Raw genomic sequence first — 22,709 nt, 5'->3', positions numbered from 1 at the left:
TTGCTTTTATAGTGATTAACTCGTCCACAATCTAATCCCACCTAATAACCCCGATACATTAGGGATAACTTTGGCATTAGGAGGAAGATCGAATTTAATATGTTTTGCTTCTCCCCCCCCAATATAAAGAAAGTCGTAATTAAATAAATGGTCTAAAGTTGCGATCGCTTTTTCCAGACGACTATTCCATTTCTTTTTACCTTCTTTATCCATTGCTGCCCTACCTAATTGTTCTTCATAGGTTTCTCCCTTGCGGAATGGATGGTGTCCCATTTCTAAATTAGGCACTAGTTTGCCGTTAATAAACAAAGCCGAACCAAATCCCGTACCCAAAGTAATTACCAATTCTAAACCTTGACCCGAAATTGCCCCAAAACCTTGAATATCAGCATCATTAGCCACTTTAACGGGTTTGGATAGCAATTGAGTCAAACTGGTAGCTAAATCGTAATTTAGCCAATCGTCGTCTAAATTAACCGCCGTTTTAATCAAACCATTTTGCACTACTCCAGGAAAGCCAACGGAAGCGCGATCGAATTCATGAGATTTCGCCAAGGTGAGGATTGTATCGATTACTTCTTCTGGCTTGGCTGGTTGAGGGGTTTTTAAGCGATCTCGTTCGGTCAAGGGATTGCCTTCGGGATCTAATACCATTACTTTGATGCCACTACCACCAATATCTACAGCTAGGGTGCGAAAAGATTTTTTTGGTTCGTTCATTATCTGTGATGAATGTTTTTCAAATTCTATTGGGAATTATATACATAGTATCGATCGCTTGGATTGTGAGGGTTGTTGCGATCTAAAAATTAATTTTGCGTATATTTATTAATAAATTACCATGAAAAATAAATATCAAATTCAACCCTGGTTGATTGTACGAGGATCGATTGGTTTGATTTTTGGCTTATCGCTTTTAGGATTGGGATTAATGCCTGCTATTAGTGCCGAAAAAGTAAAATTAATTTATGGTCCTTTTAATCGTAAAATTTCTATAGAGTCTTTAGAGAAATATGCTAAAACAGGTGAAATGACTCGCGAGTTTCGCTTATATTCTAAATTTTTAGATCGGGAAACTTTAGCGCAATTGAAGTATTGGTTAAATAATCGTTTTGAAAGCGATCGCGTGGAAGTTTATCGTTTTACTAATAGTCCTGAAGGGGAAGAGTTTTTAACTGAATTGGGAACGGCAATTAAAACTCATCCGAAAAGAAATGGTTTATATGCCATTCGTTCGGCATTAATTCAAGCTGCCGATAAACCCCAAGAATCTGATGGTTGGACTATTATTGAGGCTATGTATTCTTTTCCTACAGAAGACTTGCAAATTAACACTAGAGACTTATTTAACTTGAAAAAATTTTGGTCGGTTGAAGGAAATAAAAATTCAACTGCCCTAGAAATCTTTGAATTCAAAAAGGATGAATAACTAATAACTCAATAATTATTAATTACCTAATAATAGCTGTTTTAGGTCTGGGTCTAAAGTCGAATTAATAATCGATATTTGTAAAGCATCATAGTTAGGGATATTAAGTAGTTTTTTGTCGAAATATTCTGGGGCTAAAGCTCGATTTTGAAGATAGGTTTGAAAAAAAATAGTAGTCACTACTTTGATTATTGGATAAGCTTTGGTGGGGCTAATACCAACCACATCATCTGGTACTGGTAATATTCCCAAACCTTCTCGCAAAAAGCTAAAATGAGTACCTGGTTTAACTAAGATTAAATATTTATCTAGATCTTCATCTAACCAACTAAAAGGTTCGATCTGTTCGGTTACGGGAGGCATAATTAAATCGTTTGTTCCCGATACGATTGCTGTGGGAACATCGATCGATTTCATGCCTTGTTTGCCGAATATTCTACCCATGGGATTAATTGCGATCGCCGCTTTAATTCTCGGATCTTTTAGATTTCGATCTACTTCAGAAATTTGATTAAAAGTACATTTTGCCAAAGAAGATAAGTCGAGTATAACGTTTTGAAAATCTTCTGTTTGACAATTAGCATTATTATCATCGACAATCAATTTTCCTCCTGCTAAAGCTAAAGCTGTATAACCTCCAAAGGAATGTCCGATAATACCAATTTCTTCTAAATTAATTTTATTGTGTAGTAAAGGATTAGCTACCGATTCTATTTCTAAGCGATCGATAACTGCTTTAATATCTAAAGGTTGCTCGATCAAATTGTTGGGTTCGGGAAAGGAAGCTTTTCCCGATAAAAACTTATCGAATTTTTTGAAGCCAATCCCATCGTGTTCGACTATTGCCACTGCCCAACCGTGACTGGCTAAATGTTTTCCTAAATAACCAAAAGTTTTGCGATTAGAAGCGACACCATGAGAAATAATAATTAAAGGAGCATAAGTATTTGTGGGTAAGTATAAATCAAAATATCCCGATTGAGAATGGTGAGGATTTTTATAAGTTAAAAGTTGTTTTTGCCAGCTAAAATCACCCGATTCAACAAGCTTATTATCTACTTCAGAATAATCATTATTTGTATCTGCAAAAAAAAGCTCATCAATTACTCTACGATCTTCTAAGATTTTTTCTCCTTGTTCTATATAACGGTCTAAAACTGAAATATCAACAAGAATAGTGTTTAAAGGAAATTTCTTTAATAAATTGATAGCAGTCAATCCTTCACTATCGAAGGCAGCAGCAATAATAGCCCCTCGCAAAGCCAAAAAACCATTGCGATTAGTTCTAGTTCTAATTCCCTTGCCAAAATTTCTAATTAGTGTTTCGCCAATTGTAGAGTTACTAAACTTAGCAATAGTTAAGGGATTAAATTCTAAAGGAGTTGCCAATAATTCTGGAATTTTATCGACTTGTTCTGGAGGTAAGCGATCGAGATAATAAGCTAGTTCTCTCGATCTTTCTCCTGTCTCAACAAATGTCTCTAGATCGTTTACTTGAATTTGAAATTGACCAAAAGGAGAAAGATTAAAAACAATTCTTTCCGCTGCGATCGCTCTTATTGGTAATGATGCAGCACATATACCCAGGACTGATGAGATTAACGACTTAATCATTAAAACTAGCTATTGTTCTCAAAATATATGGAAATAGTAGCATCTTTGCCGATTGCTACATTTTTTATTTAGTTATAAATCTTTGATTTTTAGTTTTTTTAGTTTTTGATGCTATTTCCTGTCTATCTACTTAACTAAAAAAATATATTATACCTAGTAATAATACCGTTTCAAACCAAGCCATTCGAGATTTAAAATTACTTTTGAGTTACCAACTCAATCGAAATAATCATAGCTGGCGATCTCAGACACAGATAGATCGCAGAAGACAGTTTTAAATAGAAACAGAACCATAACTATTTTTATAAAAAAATAAATTAGCAAACCAATCAATTAGTATTTTAAACCATGTGTAATTATTGCAATTTTGATGTTTATACTCACTATTTAATCAATGGTGATTTTTCTTTAGAAGATACCTTGAATGTCGAAGTGGGTAGTGACCAATCTCTAGAAGATCTAGCCGTCATCAATCTAGTAGCTACCGAAGCTAATACTTCTTTCTATCAACTAGATGAACTTTTCGAGAATGAGACAGAAGGAGCGACAAAATATAGTGCCATTCTAGTTAATGGAGAACAATTACCAGCATGGATCGCTTTAGATAGTAACACTGGAGAATTTACCCTAAAACCAGAAGCGGAAAAACTCGGCATTTATGAAATTATAGTTCAGACAACTAATAGTTTGGGTACGAATATTGATTTTTTAGTTTCTCTTCAGATAATCAGCGAAGCAGAAAAAGAGTCTTTTGTTACCGAAGATAGCAATACAATCATTTTAAACAATACAGAATCAATCAATAATACTGACCCCCAAGAAACCAATGCCCAACCGCAAATTGCGATCGATGACGTTCAAACTACCGATAGTAGTGCGGGAAGAGAATTAACTTTTACCGTTAGTTTAGATGCTGCTAGTAGCGAAACCGTAACCGTAGAATATAATACCGCAGATAATACGGCTGTCGTAGGAGAAGATTATCTGGCAACAAATGGTAGTTTGACTTTTGCCCCTGGAGAAACCAGCAAAACTATTACCGTCAGTACTACAGGCACTTCCTATCTCGATAATGATGAAAACTTCTTAGTCAACCTCAGCAATGCAACCAATGCAACTATCAGCGATAGTGAAGGAATAGGTACAATAATACCAGCCCATGCTGGACTTAGAGGTTCGTCATTCGTTCAAGAAACTATTACCTTTAGCTTCTTTGACGAATCAGTCTTTGGACAAGGCGGTTATAATGGTGGTTCGGCAGAAAGTAATGCTAGAGAAGTTAGCGACTCGGTCAAAGCCAGCTATCGCGAGATTTTTAGCCACCTCAATACCTTTGTCGATCGCGAGTTTGTGGAAGTAGCCGAATCAGAATTGGAAGTGGGAGATATTCGCATCCTGGTTTCTGATGCCCCCAGCTATGCCTATGCCTATTATGGAGGTAATATTCACCTGGCAGAATGGGCAGCAGCTTCCGATGCAGGAATTAACGGTTTTGAATCTGTTCCAGGGGTATATGGTTATTCAACTTTGTTACACGAATTGGGTCATTCTTTAGGAATGCCTCACTCTTTTGGCACAGATAGTTCGGTATTCGATCCTGAAGAGAATTCCTCTAATACCGTTATGTCTTATACTTTCCCTGGCAATCATCCCGGGACATTTATGGCATACGATATTAAGTCTTTGCAGGAAAGATATGGCGCGGCAGTATATCGTGCTGGAGATACGGTATATGAATTTTTGACCGTAGATAACTATATTGTTAACGGAGAATTAGCAATCGATACTTCTTCTCGCCTCAAACAAACCATCTGGGATAGTGGCGGTACGGATACTTTTGACTTTTCTAATTTGGCTTTTGATAGTTTTGGCTATCGTTTTGACCTCAACCAAAGCAAATATCAAACTACTCAAACTGCTCATCAAGGATCTTCTTATACCAGAAATGGCACTACATATTACGTTCCCAAATACGGTACTTCCATTGCGCTCGATGTAGAGATTGAAAACATCATCAACTCTAGTAGCGATGATATTATTATAGGTAATGCGATCGGTAATATATTTGCTGGCTATCTCCCAGAATTAACTACAGGAAACGATCTTTTAATCGGAACGGATAATTTAGATACCTTAGATTTATCTAGCTTTGCTTTTTCTGAATTAAACCTGACTCAAATTAATAACGATCTGCAAATAGATTTAGGCGCGACGAATTTTGTAACGGTAGCAGACTACTATGCTTTAGCAGAAAACGAACGAATCAATATCCTTTACAAACCAGAAGGAGAAACAGTAACAATCGATTCCCCTGTGGTTTCCATAGAAAATATTACCGTCTATGAAGAAGATAGTACCACTAACGCCCAAGTCACCATTAGTCTCAATAAAGCAGTTCGAGATACATTTACCGTTAGCTACAATACTTTAGATAATACTGCCGTTGCAGGAGAAGACTATCAAGCTGTTAATGGTACGGTTACTTTTAACCCAGGACAACTCACCAAAACCGTAAATATTCCCATTATTGGTGACTCTCTCAATGAAAGTAACGAAAGCTTCTATTTTAGTACTGGTGACGGACAAGCAGAAATTACTATTAACGACGATGAATCTGCTACTCTTCCCCAAATTACCATTCAAGATGCGGGAGTTTTATCTAATATTCCCGTTAGAGATAGCAGCAACAATATTAGAAATACCACAGGGTTACTGTTCAAAATTACTCTAGACAATCCTAGCGATCGCACTGTTAGGGTAAATTATGCTACAGCCAATGGCACTGCCATAGCAGGAGAAGACTACACTGCTAAAAGTAATACTCTTACCTTCCAGCCAGGAGAAACAGCCAAACAAGTATTTGTCACCGTTGCTGTAGACGATACTACCGAAGCAGATGAAATCTTATATCTCAATCTTACTAACCCCGTAAACGCTACCATTGCCGATAACCAAGCAATCGGCACAATTGAAGAAACGCGATCGCTTTCTGCTGGCGATGTTACCGTCAGCGAAGATGGTACGGAAGCTTTGTTTACGGTTAGCTTAGATAAGCCCAGCGTTCAAGGAGTATTTGTTAACTACTCCACTGTAGATGGTACTGCCAAAGCAGGGGAAGACTATACAACAACCAACGGCAGACTATTTATTAAAGCAGGAGAAGCCAGCGCAACTATTACCGTTCCTTTAATCGATGACGGCATAACAGAAGCAGACGAAACCTTTTTCCTCAATCTATCCAATCCCAAATACGTCCTCATCGATGACTCTCAAGGACAGGCAACTATTACCAACGATGATGCCATTCCCACTCAAAACCCAGGGGGAATTTATCAAAATCTCCAGCTATGGTTAAAAGCTGATAGTGGCTTAACTATCGATAATGGAGAAATAACTACTTGGACAGATAACAGTCAATTAGCCTTTGAGTACACCCCTAACGATGTTAACCATCGACCAGTATTAGCAACAGAAGAATTTAACTTCAATCCCGCTATTAGCTTTGACGGCAACGATGCTTTAACTACCACTCGTACCAATTTTGATGGCGGAGAAGTATTTTTTGTCCTTAAAGGTCAAGATAACGGTGGTAATTCCAGTTTACTGAGCGATCGCAATTATTATTATCAATCTGACTTTAAATACGAACAGTGGTGGAATCAAGGTAAACTCGGTTTCACTAGAAAAGGTATAGCTGACTATACTTCCAACATAGATTCTCCCAATAACCAGCTATCTTTACTAAGTTTCAATAGCGACATTAACAGCAACATCGTTAATCTAGCAGTAGAAAATAATGGAGTCTTGTCTCAAGATAGCCTTGACATTGGTGCAAGCAATTCCATTGCGATCGAATATCTAGCGCAAAGTTTTAAAGGAGAAATTGCCGAAGTCATTGTCTTTGATGACGTTCTCAGCGATGCTGAAAGACTGCGACTACGTTCTAGTTTGGCGATTAAATATGGTCTAAATCTCGACCTTAATTCCGATTATGTCAATTCCGACAATCAAATTTGGTGGGATAGCAGTCTGGCAGGACAATATAAATACGATGTAGCAGGTATCGCTAAAGATTATAGTGCCGATCTAGCTCAAGTAAAATCTCGCAGTAGCAACGACGATGCCATTATTACCATTACTGCTGAAGATACCCTCAATGGTTTGGAAGATGGAGAAGCTTTAATTTGGGGTAATAACAATAGCACTGTGTTAAGCGATCGCATCTGGCAAGTCCAAGAAAACCAGGGTGATGTCGGCAAGGTTTCGATATCCTTCGATTTATCGAATTTAGGAGAAGTGCAACCCATAGAAAACTATGCCCTGCAAATAAGCAATAACGAGAATCTTACCAATTCCCACTTCCATATAATTGGACGAACCATTGAAGGCGATACTTTAACTTTTACGGGAATAAATCTAGATAATGGTGAATATTTCACGTTGAATACTGAATTTGACCCAGAACAACCTAACGTTATTATTGGTACTGAGAATAACGATTTTCTTCAAGGTTTTAATGGGAATGATACTCTCAATGGGGGAGATGGTAAGGATACCCTTGTGGGGGGATTGGGTAACGATCTTCTTCAAGGTGAATTAGCTAATGATACTCTCAATGGTGGAGATGGGAATGATACTCTCAATGGGGGAGATGGCAACGATCGACTTTATGGCAAAGTAGGTCACGATGTTCTCTTTGGAGGGGATGGTAACGACTACTTTAGCGGTGCTTCTGGCAACGACACTCTCTACGGAGGAAATGGAGATGACACCATGTTTGGTGGTGGAAATAGCGATCGCCTTTACGGAGAATTAGGCAATGATACCCTTAATGGAGGCGATAGCAACGACACTTTAGCGGGAGAAGCAGGGGATGACTCTCTCATCGGAGGAGCAAGTAGTGATATTCTCAGCGGAGGCGAAGGTCAAGATACCCTGGATGGTGGCGATGGCAACGATCGACTTTACGGCAAAGTAGGTCACGATGTTCTCTTTGGAGGGGATGGTAACGACTACTTTAGCGGTGGTGCTGGCAACGACACTCTCTACGGCGGAAATGAAGATGACATAATGTTTGGTGGTGGAAATAGCGATCGCCTTTACGGAGAATTAGGCAATGATACCCTTAATGGAGGCGATAGCAACGATACTTTAGCAGGAGAAGCAGGGGATGACTCTCTCATCGGAGGAGCAAGTAGTGATATTCTCAGCGGAGGCGAAGGTCAAGATACCCTAGATGGTGGCGATGGCAACGATCGACTTTATGGCAAAGTAGGTCACGATGTTCTCTTTGGAGGGAATGGTAACGACTACTTTAGCGGTGGTGCTGGCAACGACACTCTTTACGGCGGAAATGGAGATGACACCATGTTCGGTGGTGGAGATTCAGATATTTTTGCTCTCGAATCGGGTTCGGGTTCGATTTTAGTGAATGATTTTACCGATGGAACTGATTTCTTGGGTCTTACGGGTTCTCTTAATTTTAACGACCTAGATATTGTCAACAATTCAGCTAACACGGGAATAATAATTTACGATTTGACTAACAATAACGCTGTCTTGGCTAATGTTACGAATATATCTGTAGCTGAGATCGACAGCGATGATTTTATTGCTATTTAACCCATAGCCTCGATCGCTGCTTCTAAAGCGATCGCAATATGCGTCCAGTGTGTACCTCCCTGACAAAAAGCAATGTATGGTTCTCGCAAAGGGCCATCGGCAGAAAACTCGGAGGTACTACCGTCTATAAAAGTCCCACCTGCCATAACTAATTTACTTTCATAGCCAGGCATTTCCGCAGGTACGGGTTCTAAATAAGAATCTACGGGAGAATGCTGTTGTATTGCTTTGCAAAAGGCAATTAGCTTTTCGGGCGAACCCAATTGTATGGCTTGAATAATATCCCGACGGGGTTCGAGGGGCAAAGGATTGACGGGATAGCCCAGTTTATCGAAGACATAAGCAATTAAATGACTACCTTTTTTAGCTTCCCCCACCATACCAGGGGCGAGAAACAAACCTTGATATAACAAACGATTCTGGTTTAATGTTGCACCTCCACTACTACCAATTCCAGGGGCGGTTAAACGACAGGCTGCCATTTCTACCAGTTCTTTTTTTCCCGCTACATATCCCCCAGCAGTGGCGATACTTCCTCCAGGGTTTTTAATTAACGAACCAGCCATTAAATCTGCACCCACATCAGTAGGTTCTAAGGTATCAATAAACTCCCCATAGCAGTTATCCACAAAACAAACTGTATTGGGGTTTTGCTGTTTGACTATTGCTACTATTTGTTTAATATCTTCAATAGATAAACTCTTGCGCCAAGCATAACCGCAGGATCTTTGAATCGATACCAAACGAGTTTTGACTCCGATCGCTTTTTTCAAACCCGACCAATCAATTTCCCCTTCCTCTGTAAGATTCAAAACCCGATAATTAACCCCAAAATCCTGAAGAGATCCTTGATTATTACCGCGCAAACCAACTACTTCTTCTAAGGTATCGTAGGGCGCGCCCGCCACAGCTAACATTTCATCTCCAGGTCGTAATACTCCATACAAAGCACAAGCGATCGCATGAGTCCCCGAAACAAACTGAACCCTTACTATTGCTGCTTCCGCACCCATTATTTGGGCGAAAACTTTATCTAAAGTATCTCGTCCGAGATCGTCGTGTCCATAACCGCTAACGCTGGCAAAATGCTGCACTCCTACCCGATTATCGCGAAATGCCGACAAAACTTTTTTAATATTTTCCTTGACCTGGGTGTCAATACCAGAAAAAATCGGTATTAGTGCTTTTTCTGCTTCTATTAGCAGATTTTTAGTATTCATATATTTTTTTGAAGTGTTTTAACAGCACGCAAATATTACACAGAGTTGAAACTTAGATTAATAAATGACAGTTGCTACATCAGAAAAAATCCCTCCTGCTTGGGGAACAATCATCTACATGGCTATCATTCACTTTATAGCTTTGTTTGCTTTATTTCCTAGTAATTTTAATTGGCAAGCTTTAGGTATTGCCTTTGTACTTTATGTACTTACTGCAGGAGTGGGCATAACTTTAGGTTTTCACCGCCTTATTTCTCATCGTAGTTTTGAAGTTCCCAAATTATTAGAATATTTTTTAATCTTTTGCGGTACGCTGGCGGGTCAAGGAGGGCCCATAGACTGGGTGGGACTGCATCGCATTCATCACCAATATTCCGATAAAGAACGAGATCCCCACAACTCTTTGAAAGGTTTTTATTGGAGTCATTTAGGTTGGATGTTGTGTCAAAATCCTGCCAACCAATATATCCCAAAATATACCAAAGATATATCTAGCGATCGCTTTTATCAATTTTGTCAGTATGGCATGATTCCTATCCAACTAGTCTTAGCAGCCATTTTGTATTATTTTGGCGGTCTGCCCTTTGTAATTTGGGGAGTTTTTGTGCGTTTGGTAGTGGTTTTCCACTGTACTTGGTTTGTGAATAGTGCAACCCATAAATTTGGCTACAAAAGCTATGATTCTCAAGATACATCTCTCAACTGTTGGTGGGTAGCCCTACTAACTTTTGGTGAAGGTTGGCACAACAATCATCATGCTTTTCAATATTCTGCCCGTCATGGTTTGGAGTGGTGGGAAATAGATTTAACTTGGATGATGATTAAAACTCTATCTTTCTTTGGTTTGGCAACAAATATCAAATTGCCTCAAGGTAAAAAAATTTCTCTTTAAAATTGGTGATTGGGTGATTGGGTGACAGATAACAGCTTAAAGCATAGCACTACTACCCACTACCCACTACCTACTATTTAATCTCTCATCTCCTAGCAAATTACTCCATTTCCAATTTAAGAGAAGGCATTAAACGTTGTAAATTTTTGAGAGATTTTCCTTGCCAGGGATTCTTTTTTGCCCCGATGACCACCATTTGAATATTTTTGCGTCGGCGAATATTAATCACAAATTTAGATAAAACGCTAATTCCCGAACTATTAAGAAAGTTAAGTTCTTTAAGGTCTAGAATTATTTTTTCAGGCTCTTGCTGTGCTACCTCTTCCAGTAGTTCGGCGATCGAAGCATATTCCGCAGTACCATTAAGACGAAGCGAACCATCAAAAATAATGTTATTAGAGGCTTCATCATATAAGACATTGTAATTCTCAGCTTTAATTTCCATTGTCATCTTTAAAAAATAATATTTCCCTCGGAGGGCTTGACTTTTGAGGACTGTAAATAATTTGGCTCTAAATAAATCTTTATTACTATTTTGGCTATCTTAACCTCGACCAGATTTAATTTTAAAAAATACAGTTTAAATTTTAAGTTGCACCATTGTAGTAACTGCTAGTTCAGTAGATTCCTCAGGCAAAAATTCAAATTTCCAACCTAATTTTGCCCCATAATCATTAAGCATAGTTAATAGTCCCAGACCAGATTCTTCGCCATCTTCCTCTAGGGCATTTTTTTCTAATTGAGCGATATATAATTCGCTGGGATTGCTATTAAGTAAAGTTTCAATTTTATTTTTAAATTGCGGAGTTTGCTCGGAAGGAATACTATTGGTAAGCTGAAACACGATCAAATCTGGATTGAGATGAATTTGAATGCTAATAGGAAAAGGAGAAAATTCTACACCATATTTCATCGCATTTTCTAATAGCTCATTGGCAATGTAACTGACTGCACTTTTAACTTCTGCTTGTTTATTACAATCCACTTGCTGATGTTCGTCACTTAAGAAAAAAGTACTTAGATAATCTGCCAAAAAATCTGCGGACAAACAATTATTACGCCATCTTTGGCGAAGAGGAATCGAACCAGGAGAAAAGCTTAAAATCAAATATTCTTGACTGGGAGGTAAATTTTGAATATAGTCTCCTAATATTTGTTGAACAGCAAGGTTAGTAGTATTCATATAATTTAAGATAATAAATAAAGTTCAATATAATTAATCGAGTTGATGGACGACTAGAATAACTATTTTTGTTTTAAAACTACCAAAGTTATATCGTCGTATACTTTTTCTACTCCAATATGCGATCGCAAGTCTTTAATTACTGCTTGTCTGATCTCCTGTGCTGACTTTTGCCAATTTTCTTGGACGATAACACACAGATTGTCTAGTCCATAATGTATTCCCATATTGTTTTCTGCCTCTGTAATTCCATCAGTGTAGAGTATGACGACATCTCCTCGATCTAGACTAATTTCGGCTTGAAAGACAAAATCTTTGATAGTTTCTTCTAAACCAATAGGAAACCCTAAATCAATGGTATCTACCCGTTCGACTTTTCCTCCAGAACGAATGACAAGCATTTCTTCATGTTGACCGCTTAAACGTAAAATTCCTTCGTGATAATCTACCAAGCACAAAGACAAATTTTTATCAGAGTCCATGCGCTGGACATTTTTGTAAATAGTACGATTGAGGACTTCAAAAAACTTTTTCGGATCGGTTTCGTTATTTTCCATCAAAGTACGAACGGCAGTTTGTACCATCAACATCAATACCCCACTCTCCAAACCATGTCCCGTAACGTCTCCAATACCGATGGTGACTCTTCCGTGATGCTGCAAAACATCATAATAATCTCCTCCTACTTCATCAGCAGGTTCCATGAATCCTGCAATTTCTAAACCTTCGATTTGATTTAGTTCTTTTTCTTTGGGGAGCAGCATCATTTGCAATTTTTGAGTTACTTCCAGTTCTGTACTCAATCGATTATTTTCAGCTTGCAAGCAGCTATTAAGAGTTTTAATTTCTTCATTAGCTAAAGCCAATTTATCTAAATAAGATGACTCGCGATCGCGCAATCTCTTTTGTTCCAAACAAGCACCAACTCTAGCTTTTAAAAGAGTGGGGTTAAAAGGCTTAGCTAGATAATCAGCCGCTCCCATCTGAATACATTTAACTACACTATCAATTTCATCTAAAGCAGAAATCATAATTGTGGGAATATGTCGCCAAGCACCAGCACGAATCCATTTCAAGACTTGATAGCCATTGATATGTGGCATAATAATGTCTAGCAAAATTAAATCGTAAGCCTCTGTTTTGATTGCCTCAATTGCTTGTTTGCCATCCTTGGCTACGCCTACATTGTAGCCTTGAGCTTTAACCTGACGAGAAAGCAGATCTCGATTGGTTGCATTGTCATCAACAATCAAAATTTTATATTTGGAAGGTTCTAAAGGTTGTTCTTCTTCTTGAGCTAGAAGTATTCCAGAGTCAATAATCAAATCTATATCTAAATTATCTTGGAATTCGGTTTCGACTTCTGAAAAATATTTTTCTTCAACAATGGTCGCATTTTGACTTTTTTGGCTAACATCATTTTCTACTGGAGTTTTTACCTCCAATAGATTTTCAATCTCATTTAAAAGTTTATGGGCAGCAAGATTTATTTTCTCAACATCGCTAACGAATTCCCGTTCGATTAAAGGTATTAACTGCTGACAACGAGAAATTACTAGTTCGGTAGGATTTGTTAATTCTGCTTTTAAAACGGGATTGGTAATAATTTTTGCCAATTCTAATTGATTAGAAGGAGGAATAGCTGGATTTAAAAAATTATTAATCGAGACTAATAATTTAGCACCACAATCGCGGATCTCTTCTAATTGACCAAGATACGCAACATCTAAGTCTATATATTCAAACTCCTCCACGATCATCTCACTGTAACCAACGATCGCATTGATTGGCGTACGTAATTCGTGACGCAAATGAGATAAGAATAAATAAGGTTGGTTATCAGTAGTCATTTAAAATATAGTGGGATAGTAATTAATCAACTTGGCTATCTGGCAAAAAAGCTTTGATTTTGCTCAACAGGCGAGGTAACTCAATTGGTTTGGTATCATAGTCATCACAGCCAGCTTGAAGAGCTTTTTCGCGATCTCCAGACATAGCATGAGCGGTAAGAGCAATTACAGGAATAGATTCAGTACTAGAATCTGCTTTAATATTTTTAGTAGCTTCCCAGCCATCCATCACGGGCAAACTCATATCCATTAAAATTAAATCTGGCATCAATGAGGCTGCCATTTTTACCCCTTCTGCCCCATTCACGGCAATTTCTACTTCATAGCCACGACGTTTTAATCTTCGCGAAAGCATATCTCGATTCATTTCGTTATCTTCGACCAATAATATTTTGAGCATAATTTTAGTAACTTTTTATTTCTGGGGATATTTCACATAAAAACTCATTAGCCATTATGCAGATATGCTAGTGGAAATGGTTTGATTGTTTGTTTCGTTTTGCTGGCGGGCGATCGCGTTATCTAGTAAGAAACTGACTTCATTAAACAAAACAGATCTTTGATACGAACCCTTTTCAAAAATTTTGTTAACTCCACCATTAAGTTTTTGACGGTCTTGATTAGTAATGGTTTTAGCAGTTAAAACGATGATAGGAATAGACTTAAGTCGGTCATCTTGCTTGAGACAATGGACTAGCTCAAAGCCATCCATTTCAGGCATCATTAAATCTGAAAGAATCAATCCTGGAGTAGACTGACATTCCTTAAGTTTTACCAACGCTTGTTTACCATTTTCAGCTTGAATTACTTGCCAATTTTCCGCTTTCAATTGACGACACAACATTTCTCTGATTCCTGGATCGTCTTCTACTACTAAGATTGAATTAGAATCTGAATCGGGTTTGAATTTATCCAGAATTTTTGCTAATTTTTTGCCATTAATTGGCTTGAGTAAATATTCCGCAGCCCCTAAAGCGTAACCAAGATTTTGATCGTCTACCATAGTCATCATAATGACAGGAATATCGGCGGTTTGGGGATGAGCTTTAAGAGATGCCAGCACAGACCAGCCATCCATTCCAGGCATCATTACATCTAGGGTAATTGCTTCTGGTTGTAGTTTTTTGGCTAATTCAATTCCTTCCGTACCACTTTTGGCGGTTTTAACTTCAAATCCTTTCTTACTTAAAAAGCGTTTGAGAAGATCGTGAATTGTCGGGTCGTCATCAATAACTAAGATCGTATTTTTGCGCTCGCCACCATTTTTCGTTTGACTAGCAGAACTATCAGAAGGCTGGTCAATTTTTGGTTTGCTGGTATTAACAACTTGACTGGGAATATAAATAATAAAAGTCGAGCCAATACCAATTTCACTTTCGACTTTAATATCTCCTCCCATCATTTGACAGAATTTTTTGGTAATTGCTAGACCCAATCCCGTCCCTCCATACTTACGAGTAGTGGAAGCATCTGCTTGAGAAAAAGTTTGAAATAGCTTGCTTATTTGCTTGGCATTCATGCCAATGCCAGTATCTTTTACTTTAAAGACAATAAACTTTTTATTTTTAATGGTTTTGGAACTGATATCTAAAGTGATTTTGCCTTGATTGGTAAATTTACTGGCATTGCTTAATAAATTAAACAAGCTTTGACGCACTTTAGTAAGATCGGCGTGCATGGTGTCTAAATCTTCAGCAAAATTGGTTTCTAAAATATTTTGATTTTTTTCGATTAAAGGGTAAATTGTCGATATCGTTTCGTTAATTAAATTCTTGATATTAAAATTTTCTAAGTAGAGTTCCATACGACCAGCCTCAATTTTAGATAGGTCGAGAATGTCATTAATTAAATTGAGAAGATGTTTCCCCGCACCATGAATTTTGCCTAAGTCGGGAATAAAATCATCCTGCCCGATATCTTCTGCTTCTTCGATTAGCATTTCACTATAACCAATAATCGCATTCATAGGAGTCCGTAATTCATGACTCATATTGGCTAGAAACTGACTTTTTGCTTGATTGGCTTTTTCTGCTTCCGCCATACTTTTGGCTAATTCCGCAGTCCGCTCTTTAACTCTAATTTCTAAATCTTGTTTTTGCTGAATTAATTCTACTTGAGCTTGACGTAAAGATTTTAAGGTGCGGGAAAGTTTTTGAGTCCTTTCTTCAACTCTCTGTTCTAAGTCTTGATTGAGTTTCACTAAAGAGCTTTCTACTCTTTCTCTTTGGAGAATTTCTTTTTTGAGCATTCTATTTTGCCCCTCCAACGTTCGAGCCAGATTGCGTAATTGTAATTGCACTCGCACCCTAGCCAATACTTCTTCCCGCTGAAAAGGTTTGGTGATGTAGTCTACCGCACCAATTGAAAACCCTCTAACTTTATGCTCGGTATCTGATAAAGCAGTCATAAAAATGACAGGAATATCAAAGGTATTGGGATCTGATTTAAGTCTCTGACAAGTTTGATAACCATCAATTCCTGGCATCATTACATCCAGTAAAATTAGCTCTGGTTTGTAGTATTCGATCTGTTCTAAAGCTGTTTCTCCATCGATCGCCACTGCTATTTGAAATCCCGCTCTAGTCAGAGTTTCTGATAATACTTCTAGATTGTTGTGATTGTCGTCAACAATCAAAATGCTGTGGGAATTTGTTTGTTCTGTCATTTCTTCTTCTGCCTTGCTCTCAAATGTTTTGCATAAAAATCTATATCAGATTGCCTAAGGAAAATGAGTCTCATGGTTTTTAGAGATATTCTTCGAGAAAAGTTTTGATCTGTTTTAATTTGAAGCTTTTAGCATATCCCCGCAGAGTTTTCGTGAAAGGTACAAATTTGGGATCTAATTCTTCTATTCTTTCTATTTCTTGCAATAAATCATTAATTAGACCTTTGCGACTGAAATCGTGAAGTATTGCCACATCTTGAGGAGTGGGAGGAACAATTGGTTGTGATTGTTGAATGTAAGTTGATTTTTCGATAACAGTTTCAGCTTCAGAATCGGATTCTAGTTCTCCTTCATAAACCCACTCTAAATTGAGATGTTTTTCTAAAGTCTGCAATAAAACATCTTTTTGGATTGGTTTGGGTAAAAAATCATTTGCTCCTGCTCGCAAACTTTTTTGGCGATCGCTTTCAAAAACGCTGGCAGAAGAAACTACTACTGGTAGCTCGGGAGATATATCTTCAGATTCGCGGAGTTTTGCCAGCATTTCATGACCGTCCATCACGGGCATTGCTAGATCGGTAATAATTAAATCTGGTTGCCATTCTATAGCTGCTACTAAGCCATCTTGACCATTTTCTGCTGACATCATCGAAAAACCAAAAGGTTCTAGTAAATTGACCATTACAGAAGTATTTTCCCAGCGATCGTCTACGATCAAAATCTTGCATTCTTCTCTTTTAAAACCAACGATCTTGCCTTTTAAAGCAGCATTATGTGCAACTTCTTGCCAATTATTTGTTTGCTTAAGTTCAATTTCAAACCAAAAAGTAGTACCTTTATTTGGTTGGCTGGTAGCTTGTAATTCCCCTCCCATCATTTGAACGATTTTTTGACTAATAGCCAAACCTAAACCTGTTCCTTCTGCCTGTTTTTTGACATTTCCCACTTGCTCGAAAGGTAAAAATATCTTTTCGATATCTTCAGGGTTCATGCCAATACCGCTATCCTCTACCTCAAAGCGAATATTGTGGATTTGTGTGTTTTCAGGAACGCTAGATTTGTTGGCTACGATTAGCTTGACCGCACCTTTGTCGGTAAACTTAATCCCATTACTCAAAAGATTCATGATTACCTGACGGAGCATTTTCTCATCTGCTTCAATGCCTGCGGGTAAATTGGGATCTGGTTCGTAGATAAAATCAATTCCTTTTTGTTCTGCCTTAATTTGGCAAATTTCTACTACACCTTGAACGAAAGAAGGAAAGTGCAACTCTACAGGATGCAATTCCATTTTACGAGCTTCAATTTTGGAAAGATCGAGAATATCATTAATTAACGTCAGTAAATGAGTTCCGCATTGATTGATGATATCTACCCCTTTTTTTTCTTTTCCCTCTATGTGGCGAGATTGCTGAAGAATTTGAGCATAGCCTAGAATACCGTTAAGAGGAGTTCGCAATTCATGACTCATATTGGCTAAAAATTCGCTCTTTGCTTGGTTTGCAGAATCAGCTTCTTCTTTAGCCTCTTTCAACTCGACAGTTCTTTCGTTAACTCTGTTTTCTAGTTCTACATTAGTTTCAGCTAAAGCATTAAATGAAGAGCGTAACTGCTCTGCCATACGGTTGAAAGACTTAGCTAGAATGCTCAACTCATCAACTTTAAATTGTTCGTCGACTTTTTGTTCTAGTTTGCCACCAGCGATCGCTTCTGAAGCCTCATTCAGTTGCATAATTGGTTTAGTAATCCAACGGGAGGTATAAAATCCTAGAGCAATTGCTAATCCCAATGCCAATAAGCATAAAGCAATTGTCTGATTAGTATTGGCATTAATTTGTGCCATGAAGTCTGACTCAGGTACAGCTACCACTACTAGCCAATCCAAACCCAACTCATCTTGCCAAGGAGTTACCTGAACAAACTTACGCTCTCCGTTGAGTTTGAACTCTAACTGTTGCGCTTCTTTAATTTGAGCAAGATCGTTGAATTGTTGATTGAGATGATTGGCAGTTGCTTGAATTAAAGGATCGGTACTATTTATTGCTTTAATTCTTTGAGGTTTACCATTGACAATTTCAAATGGTTGTTCTTCTGCATTATCCCCAATCAACAAACCATCCCGTTCAATGATAAATGTTTTAGCCGAAGGACTAATTTTAACTTGGCGTAAGAATTCGCTAATACGAGCCAAACGCTGTTCGACAGAAATTACTCCGTGTAGTTTTCCTTGTGGATCGTAAACAGCACGACTAGCCGCAACATTTAAGTGATAAGGTTCTGTTTCCCAATTATAAACGGGACTCCAGACTAGTCCTTCTTTTTTAACTGCTTCGGTATACCAAGCTTCTTTTTGAAAAAATGAGCCTTCTAATTCTATGTCTATGCCATCTCGATTACCCTTATCGTCCGTTTTATAGATATAAAGTTTGGAATCTCCATGTAAATCTTGAGAAACTTCATCAATTGTGATGTTGGTATCATCAAAATAGCCAGTCGCTAAAAATTTACCCGAATCAAAGCCATAAAGTACATAGCCCACTTTAAAAGTTTTGAGCTGCTTCCAAAAATAACTACCTAAAGTTTTGGTGTCTTCTACATCTAATAGATCCATTTGCACCGCATTCCAATTATTCTGGACGACTTGTAAAGGTGATGCCATGTAACTATCAAGACGCTCGTCAATTCTTTTACTGACTTCGTTTCTTAGCTGACTTGCTAGATCGTTAACAGCCCTTTGTCCATTACGCAATGAAAGGTATCCCGTCAGCCCAACAGCAGCAAATATTTGAGCTACAAAAGGAACAACTAAAATTAAGCGAAGAGGTATATTTTTTTTCTGCTTAACAATAGATGCTTCATCAACTTCGGAAGCTTGTTTCGATAAAAGTTCGGATGACATAAGAATTTATCTAAGTAGTCTTGTTACCATTTACAATTCCCAAAAGGCGATCGATAATTAACATCTAGATAAATAAGTAATTTCAAGTATTATTTAGAGGAGAGGTTACTCTTACGATAAGGTGCGATCGATTTAATTGATTATGGATTGTTTTTTATAAATTAAGCTTTTAATATTTTGGCAATCATTTTGCCTCTCGTTAGTAATGTAACAATAATAAAGTTTACTGAAAACAAATATATAGAGAATAGGCCATCATCTGATATAAAGAATAAACTACCCTCTGAACTCCAAGTTTCAACTGAAAAGAGGAGAAATGTACTGGATATTAAATATAAAATCCAGGTCAACATATTTTCTGATTCTGGTTCTTGATAAGATTTCTTGAATGTAGGCAAAACCCCAACAAAATCTACAGCAAGGGTCATGGATAAAGCAATCATTGGCTCGTCAAAATGCCACCAAAAAGCTAAACCCAATCCAACAAAAAAGAGGCAAATTAAATCAAAGTTACTCCAATTTCCTTTTCCTTGTTTCAAAGCTAGTAACGCAATAATACCTTGTCCGAATGCTCCAATCAGAGGAACCCATATGGTATTAAACGAACCTTCTGCGAACATGGTAGCAGTTACAACAACACTCAATATTGTCCAGGTGAGCCAGGTAGCAATATTTGGTTTAGTTTTACCTTTAATTGTAGTGATTATATAGGGAAGATAGCAAAAGATAGAGACAATTGCTGCTATCAAACCCAAAATTGCTTTATAATTATCCATTATTATTTAACTTTAAAATAAGACTAAATTTAGATGTTTTTAATATAAAAATAAGAAAGAGACATCGTGTGCGCCATAAAACTTTTCAAATGTAGGTTTTTTGTTTTCATCTACAGAGTGTCCTTGACCGAGAATAAAACGAGTCAAACGAAAGCGATGATAGTTAATTAATTGTTCTTTTAAAGATACATAACGAACATTACTTGGTTCTTCTATTTTCTGATTTAATTCTGGTAGAGTATGCCAGGAACATTTCATAATTGTGTGATGAGCATTGTGATAGCCAAAGTTTAATAAAAGAACGTTTAACCAAGGATATTTACGAGATAGTAAAGTGGAATATGTATGAGCTTCTTCATGGTTGCGATCTCGTTTTGGCAGTTCGACTCCTGGGGGGAATCCTTCATAAGTATGTTGGAAAGCGTCAGCCCATCGTAAAATTGTAATCATGCCAATATAGGCAATGAAGTAGAGTAACAAAGTTTTGAGAGAAATTATTCCTAGAGAAATAAATATTCCTATTCTCAGTAATAAAATAACTATGATTCGAGTTTTATATTTACTACGTTCGGGATTCCAAAAAGGAGAAAATACAGAATGCCAACGCGACCAAAATCCCATAGCAGGAAAATAAAGCCATTCTAAAGCTAGAATTAAATTACGAGTTATTTTGGGTAGTTCTTGTAATTTGGGAATGGGTTCAAAAGTAAATACATCAACTCGATCTATATGGTGGGCAATATGTTGTAAAGTTAGGGCTTGATAGCCGTTATAGCAACCACCATTAAGCCATAACATAATATTTCCAAAAACACTATTCCAATTACGGCTTTTAAATATTGTGCCGTGCATGAATTCGTGAGTAAGATAGGCAGAATATACTAGGCTGTGAGTAATTAGTAAAACTGCAAGTATATTTAGAAATAAATTAGCATTAAATAGTAAACTAAGACCATATACATAAGCCAAAAAGGTGTATGAAATTACGATAGTATTAGCTATTGGTTTATGTTGGCTAATATAATAATGTTTATCTAGCTTTTGACTAGATTTATTATTAGCTTGAGATTTGATATTAGTTATCATAATTTGTTCTGTAAACAGACACTTAGAATTCAAGTATATAAACTTATAAAAAATAGGCTGTGATAACTATCACAACCTATTTTAAACAAGCTAATTGTCTATTGTTTAAGCATTAACTAAAGATTGATTAGTTGTAGTAGCTTTGAGAATATCAGTACCTCGATTCATTTCTAAGCATTCTTTAAAGATTTTTCTGAACAAGCTTTGTTGTAATTCGACAAAAGATTGAAATCCTTCTAATACCCATTCGGTTAACTGTTCGTTAGATTCGGGACGACATTTCAGTACCATGTTAAGAGCATTTAAAACATGAACGAAGTGTTTAGCTTCTGCACCAGTACCTTCATATTTACCGTGAATGAGAATATATCCCCAAGGAAGATAGCTGTGTTTGCCAATTTTAGTAGCTTTCGTTTGTTTTAAATAGCGATCGAAACCAATACCTTCATTTTCGTAACGAATAATCATGTCAAGTAAGGCATACTCGCGATCGCCCATCAATTCGGAAGCAGCATGAAAACCAATCCCTTTGATCAGAGATTCTGCATCCCCAGGAGTACCTTGATATTTAGCCATAGTTTCTTGGCAAATTTCTTCAAGCCATTCAGGAACTTCAGCTACTGTATTACGTTCTTCAGTAGAAAGCTCTGCATAGTCGCCCAAAGTTCTATCTAGGAGCTGCGCTAACTCGCGGTGAGTAATTTCGTGAGAACCTTCATCAGCAGCTGCAATCATTATTTCAGCAGAAATTTGAAACCCGCGATCTGCTTCTTCTTTGACTGCAACATCAGGATCGTTAAATAAATAACGAGACATTGCAATGGAGCTAGCTAGGCGGGAAATTACAGAAGACGCATAGCCGTTAAAATACATATATCTGTGAAAGAAGCGATATAAAGTTTGAGGATCTTTAGCTGCTAGACGAATCGTAGAAGACACTGTATTGTCAAATTCAGCGAAATTAAATAATTCTTCAAAATAGCTTTCAGTAAACTGGATCATGTTGTTAAATAGATTTTTTATGTTACTTAAAAAAATATGTTTAGTAGAAGATAAGTAACTAGATTTTTGGGTCTGATATCTTCTTGTATGTATGATCTACTACAAATACGTCAACTCATAGGATCTCGGACAAAAAAAAGTGCGATCGCGATCGCACCATAATTATGTTTTTATTGTATGAGAAATAAAGTATCTGTTTAAAGTTTTACGCTGTTGTGCGTCATCTACATTTACTTTATGTTGTAAACAAATATTGATATTTTTTTATCGCGAAAAGGACGAGTAAAGCGATCGCTGAAGTAATAGAATCACCATTTGTTTACAACATAAAGTAAATGAAGATGACGCACAACAGCGTAAAACTTTAAACAGATACTTTATTTCTCATACAATAAAAACATAATTATGGTGCGATCGCGATCGCACTTTTTTTTGTCCGAGATCCTATGAGTTGACGTATTTGTAGTAGAT

General features: G+C 37.3%; 15 protein-coding genes. 3 read left to right on the top strand and 12 right to left on the bottom strand.

What is annotated here, in order from left to right:
- Positions 1-15 precede the first annotated feature (15 nt).
- Positions 16-720 carry an ROK family protein gene (locus AC33VI_RS12045; protein ID WP_491782508.1) on the bottom strand — a complete coding sequence of 235 codons (705 nt, stop codon included), beginning with the start codon at positions 718-720 and terminating at the stop codon, positions 16-18.
- Between the two features lie 121 nt (positions 721-841).
- On the opposite strand from AC33VI_RS12045, the gene AC33VI_RS12040 reads away from it, so the two are divergent.
- The gene (locus AC33VI_RS12040; protein WP_491782507.1) at positions 842-1,429 is read left to right on the top strand and encodes an alpha/beta hydrolase; all 588 of its coding nucleotides are present in this window, start codon (positions 842-844) and stop codon (positions 1,427-1,429) included.
- 18 nt (positions 1,430-1,447) lie between these two features.
- On the opposite strand, the gene AC33VI_RS12035 is transcribed toward AC33VI_RS12040, so the two are convergent.
- On the bottom strand, positions 1,448-3,043 hold the full coding sequence (locus tag AC33VI_RS12035) for an alpha/beta hydrolase (protein WP_491782506.1): 1,596 nt from the start codon (positions 3,041-3,043) through the stop codon (positions 1,448-1,450).
- Between the two features lie 348 nt (positions 3,044-3,391).
- On the opposite strand from AC33VI_RS12035, the gene AC33VI_RS12030 reads away from it, so the two are divergent.
- Positions 3,392-8,665 carry a Calx-beta domain-containing protein gene (locus AC33VI_RS12030; RefSeq protein WP_491782505.1) on the top strand — a complete coding sequence of 1,758 codons (5,274 nt, stop codon included), beginning with the start codon at positions 3,392-3,394 and terminating at the stop codon, positions 8,663-8,665.
- On the opposite strand, the gene AC33VI_RS12025 is transcribed toward AC33VI_RS12030, so the two are convergent.
- Positions 8,662-9,885 carry a methionine gamma-lyase family protein gene (locus AC33VI_RS12025; protein ID WP_491782504.1) on the bottom strand — a complete coding sequence of 408 codons (1,224 nt, stop codon included), beginning with the start codon at positions 9,883-9,885 and terminating at the stop codon, positions 8,662-8,664. The genes AC33VI_RS12030 and AC33VI_RS12025 overlap by 4 nt on opposite strands.
- 64 nt (positions 9,886-9,949) lie before the next feature.
- On the opposite strand from AC33VI_RS12025, the gene AC33VI_RS12020 reads away from it, so the two are divergent.
- On the top strand, positions 9,950-10,777 hold the full coding sequence (locus AC33VI_RS12020) for an acyl-CoA desaturase (RefSeq protein WP_491782503.1): 828 nt from the start codon (positions 9,950-9,952) through the stop codon (positions 10,775-10,777).
- 100 nt (positions 10,778-10,877) lie between these two features.
- Here the strand turns inward: AC33VI_RS12020 and AC33VI_RS12015 are convergent, their stop codons facing one another.
- From AC33VI_RS12015 to AC33VI_RS11975, 9 genes are all read right to left on the bottom strand, one after another.
- Positions 10,878-11,222 (bottom strand): slr1659 superfamily regulator, encoded by a 345-nt coding sequence (locus tag AC33VI_RS12015; RefSeq protein WP_491782524.1) that lies wholly within the window; start codon positions 11,220-11,222, stop codon positions 10,878-10,880.
- A 135-nt stretch (positions 11,223-11,357) separates the two neighbouring features.
- On the bottom strand, positions 11,358-11,960 hold the full coding sequence (locus tag AC33VI_RS12010; protein ID WP_491782502.1) for a slr1658 family protein: 603 nt from the start codon (positions 11,958-11,960) through the stop codon (positions 11,358-11,360).
- A 62-nt stretch (positions 11,961-12,022) separates the two neighbouring features.
- A complete protein-coding gene (locus AC33VI_RS12005) occupies positions 12,023-13,810 on the bottom strand; it encodes a SpoIIE family protein phosphatase (RefSeq protein WP_491782501.1) in 1,788 nt (595 codons plus the stop codon).
- Positions 13,811-13,832: 22 nt separating this feature from the next.
- Positions 13,833-14,210, bottom strand: a complete 378-nt coding sequence (locus AC33VI_RS12000; protein WP_491782500.1) for a response regulator — start codon at positions 14,208-14,210, stop codon at positions 13,833-13,835.
- 54 nt (positions 14,211-14,264) lie between these two features.
- Entirely contained in the window at positions 14,265-16,475 is a 2,211-nt protein-coding gene (locus tag AC33VI_RS11995; RefSeq protein WP_491782499.1) for a response regulator, read from the bottom strand.
- A 79-nt stretch (positions 16,476-16,554) separates the two neighbouring features.
- Complete coding sequence (locus tag AC33VI_RS11990; protein ID WP_491782498.1) at positions 16,555-19,374, bottom strand: hybrid sensor histidine kinase/response regulator; 2,820 nt, start codon at positions 19,372-19,374, stop codon at positions 16,555-16,557.
- Positions 19,375-19,535: 161 nt separating this feature from the next.
- Positions 19,536-20,150 (bottom strand): hypothetical protein, encoded by a 615-nt coding sequence (locus AC33VI_RS11985; protein WP_491782497.1) that lies wholly within the window; start codon positions 20,148-20,150, stop codon positions 19,536-19,538.
- A gap of 39 nt (positions 20,151-20,189) precedes the next feature.
- Entirely contained in the window at positions 20,190-21,236 is a 1,047-nt protein-coding gene (locus AC33VI_RS11980) for a fatty acid desaturase family protein (protein WP_491782496.1), read from the bottom strand.
- 105 nt (positions 21,237-21,341) lie between these two features.
- The gene (locus tag AC33VI_RS11975) at positions 21,342-22,238 is read right to left on the bottom strand and encodes a hypothetical protein (RefSeq protein ID WP_491782495.1); all 897 of its coding nucleotides are present in this window, start codon (positions 22,236-22,238) and stop codon (positions 21,342-21,344) included.
- Positions 22,239-22,709 lie beyond the last annotated feature (471 nt).

Source organism: Waterburya sp., from assembly GCF_058530065.1.
Note: the sequence above shows the minus strand (reverse complement) of the source record. Positions and strands in the feature narration are given on the sequence as shown.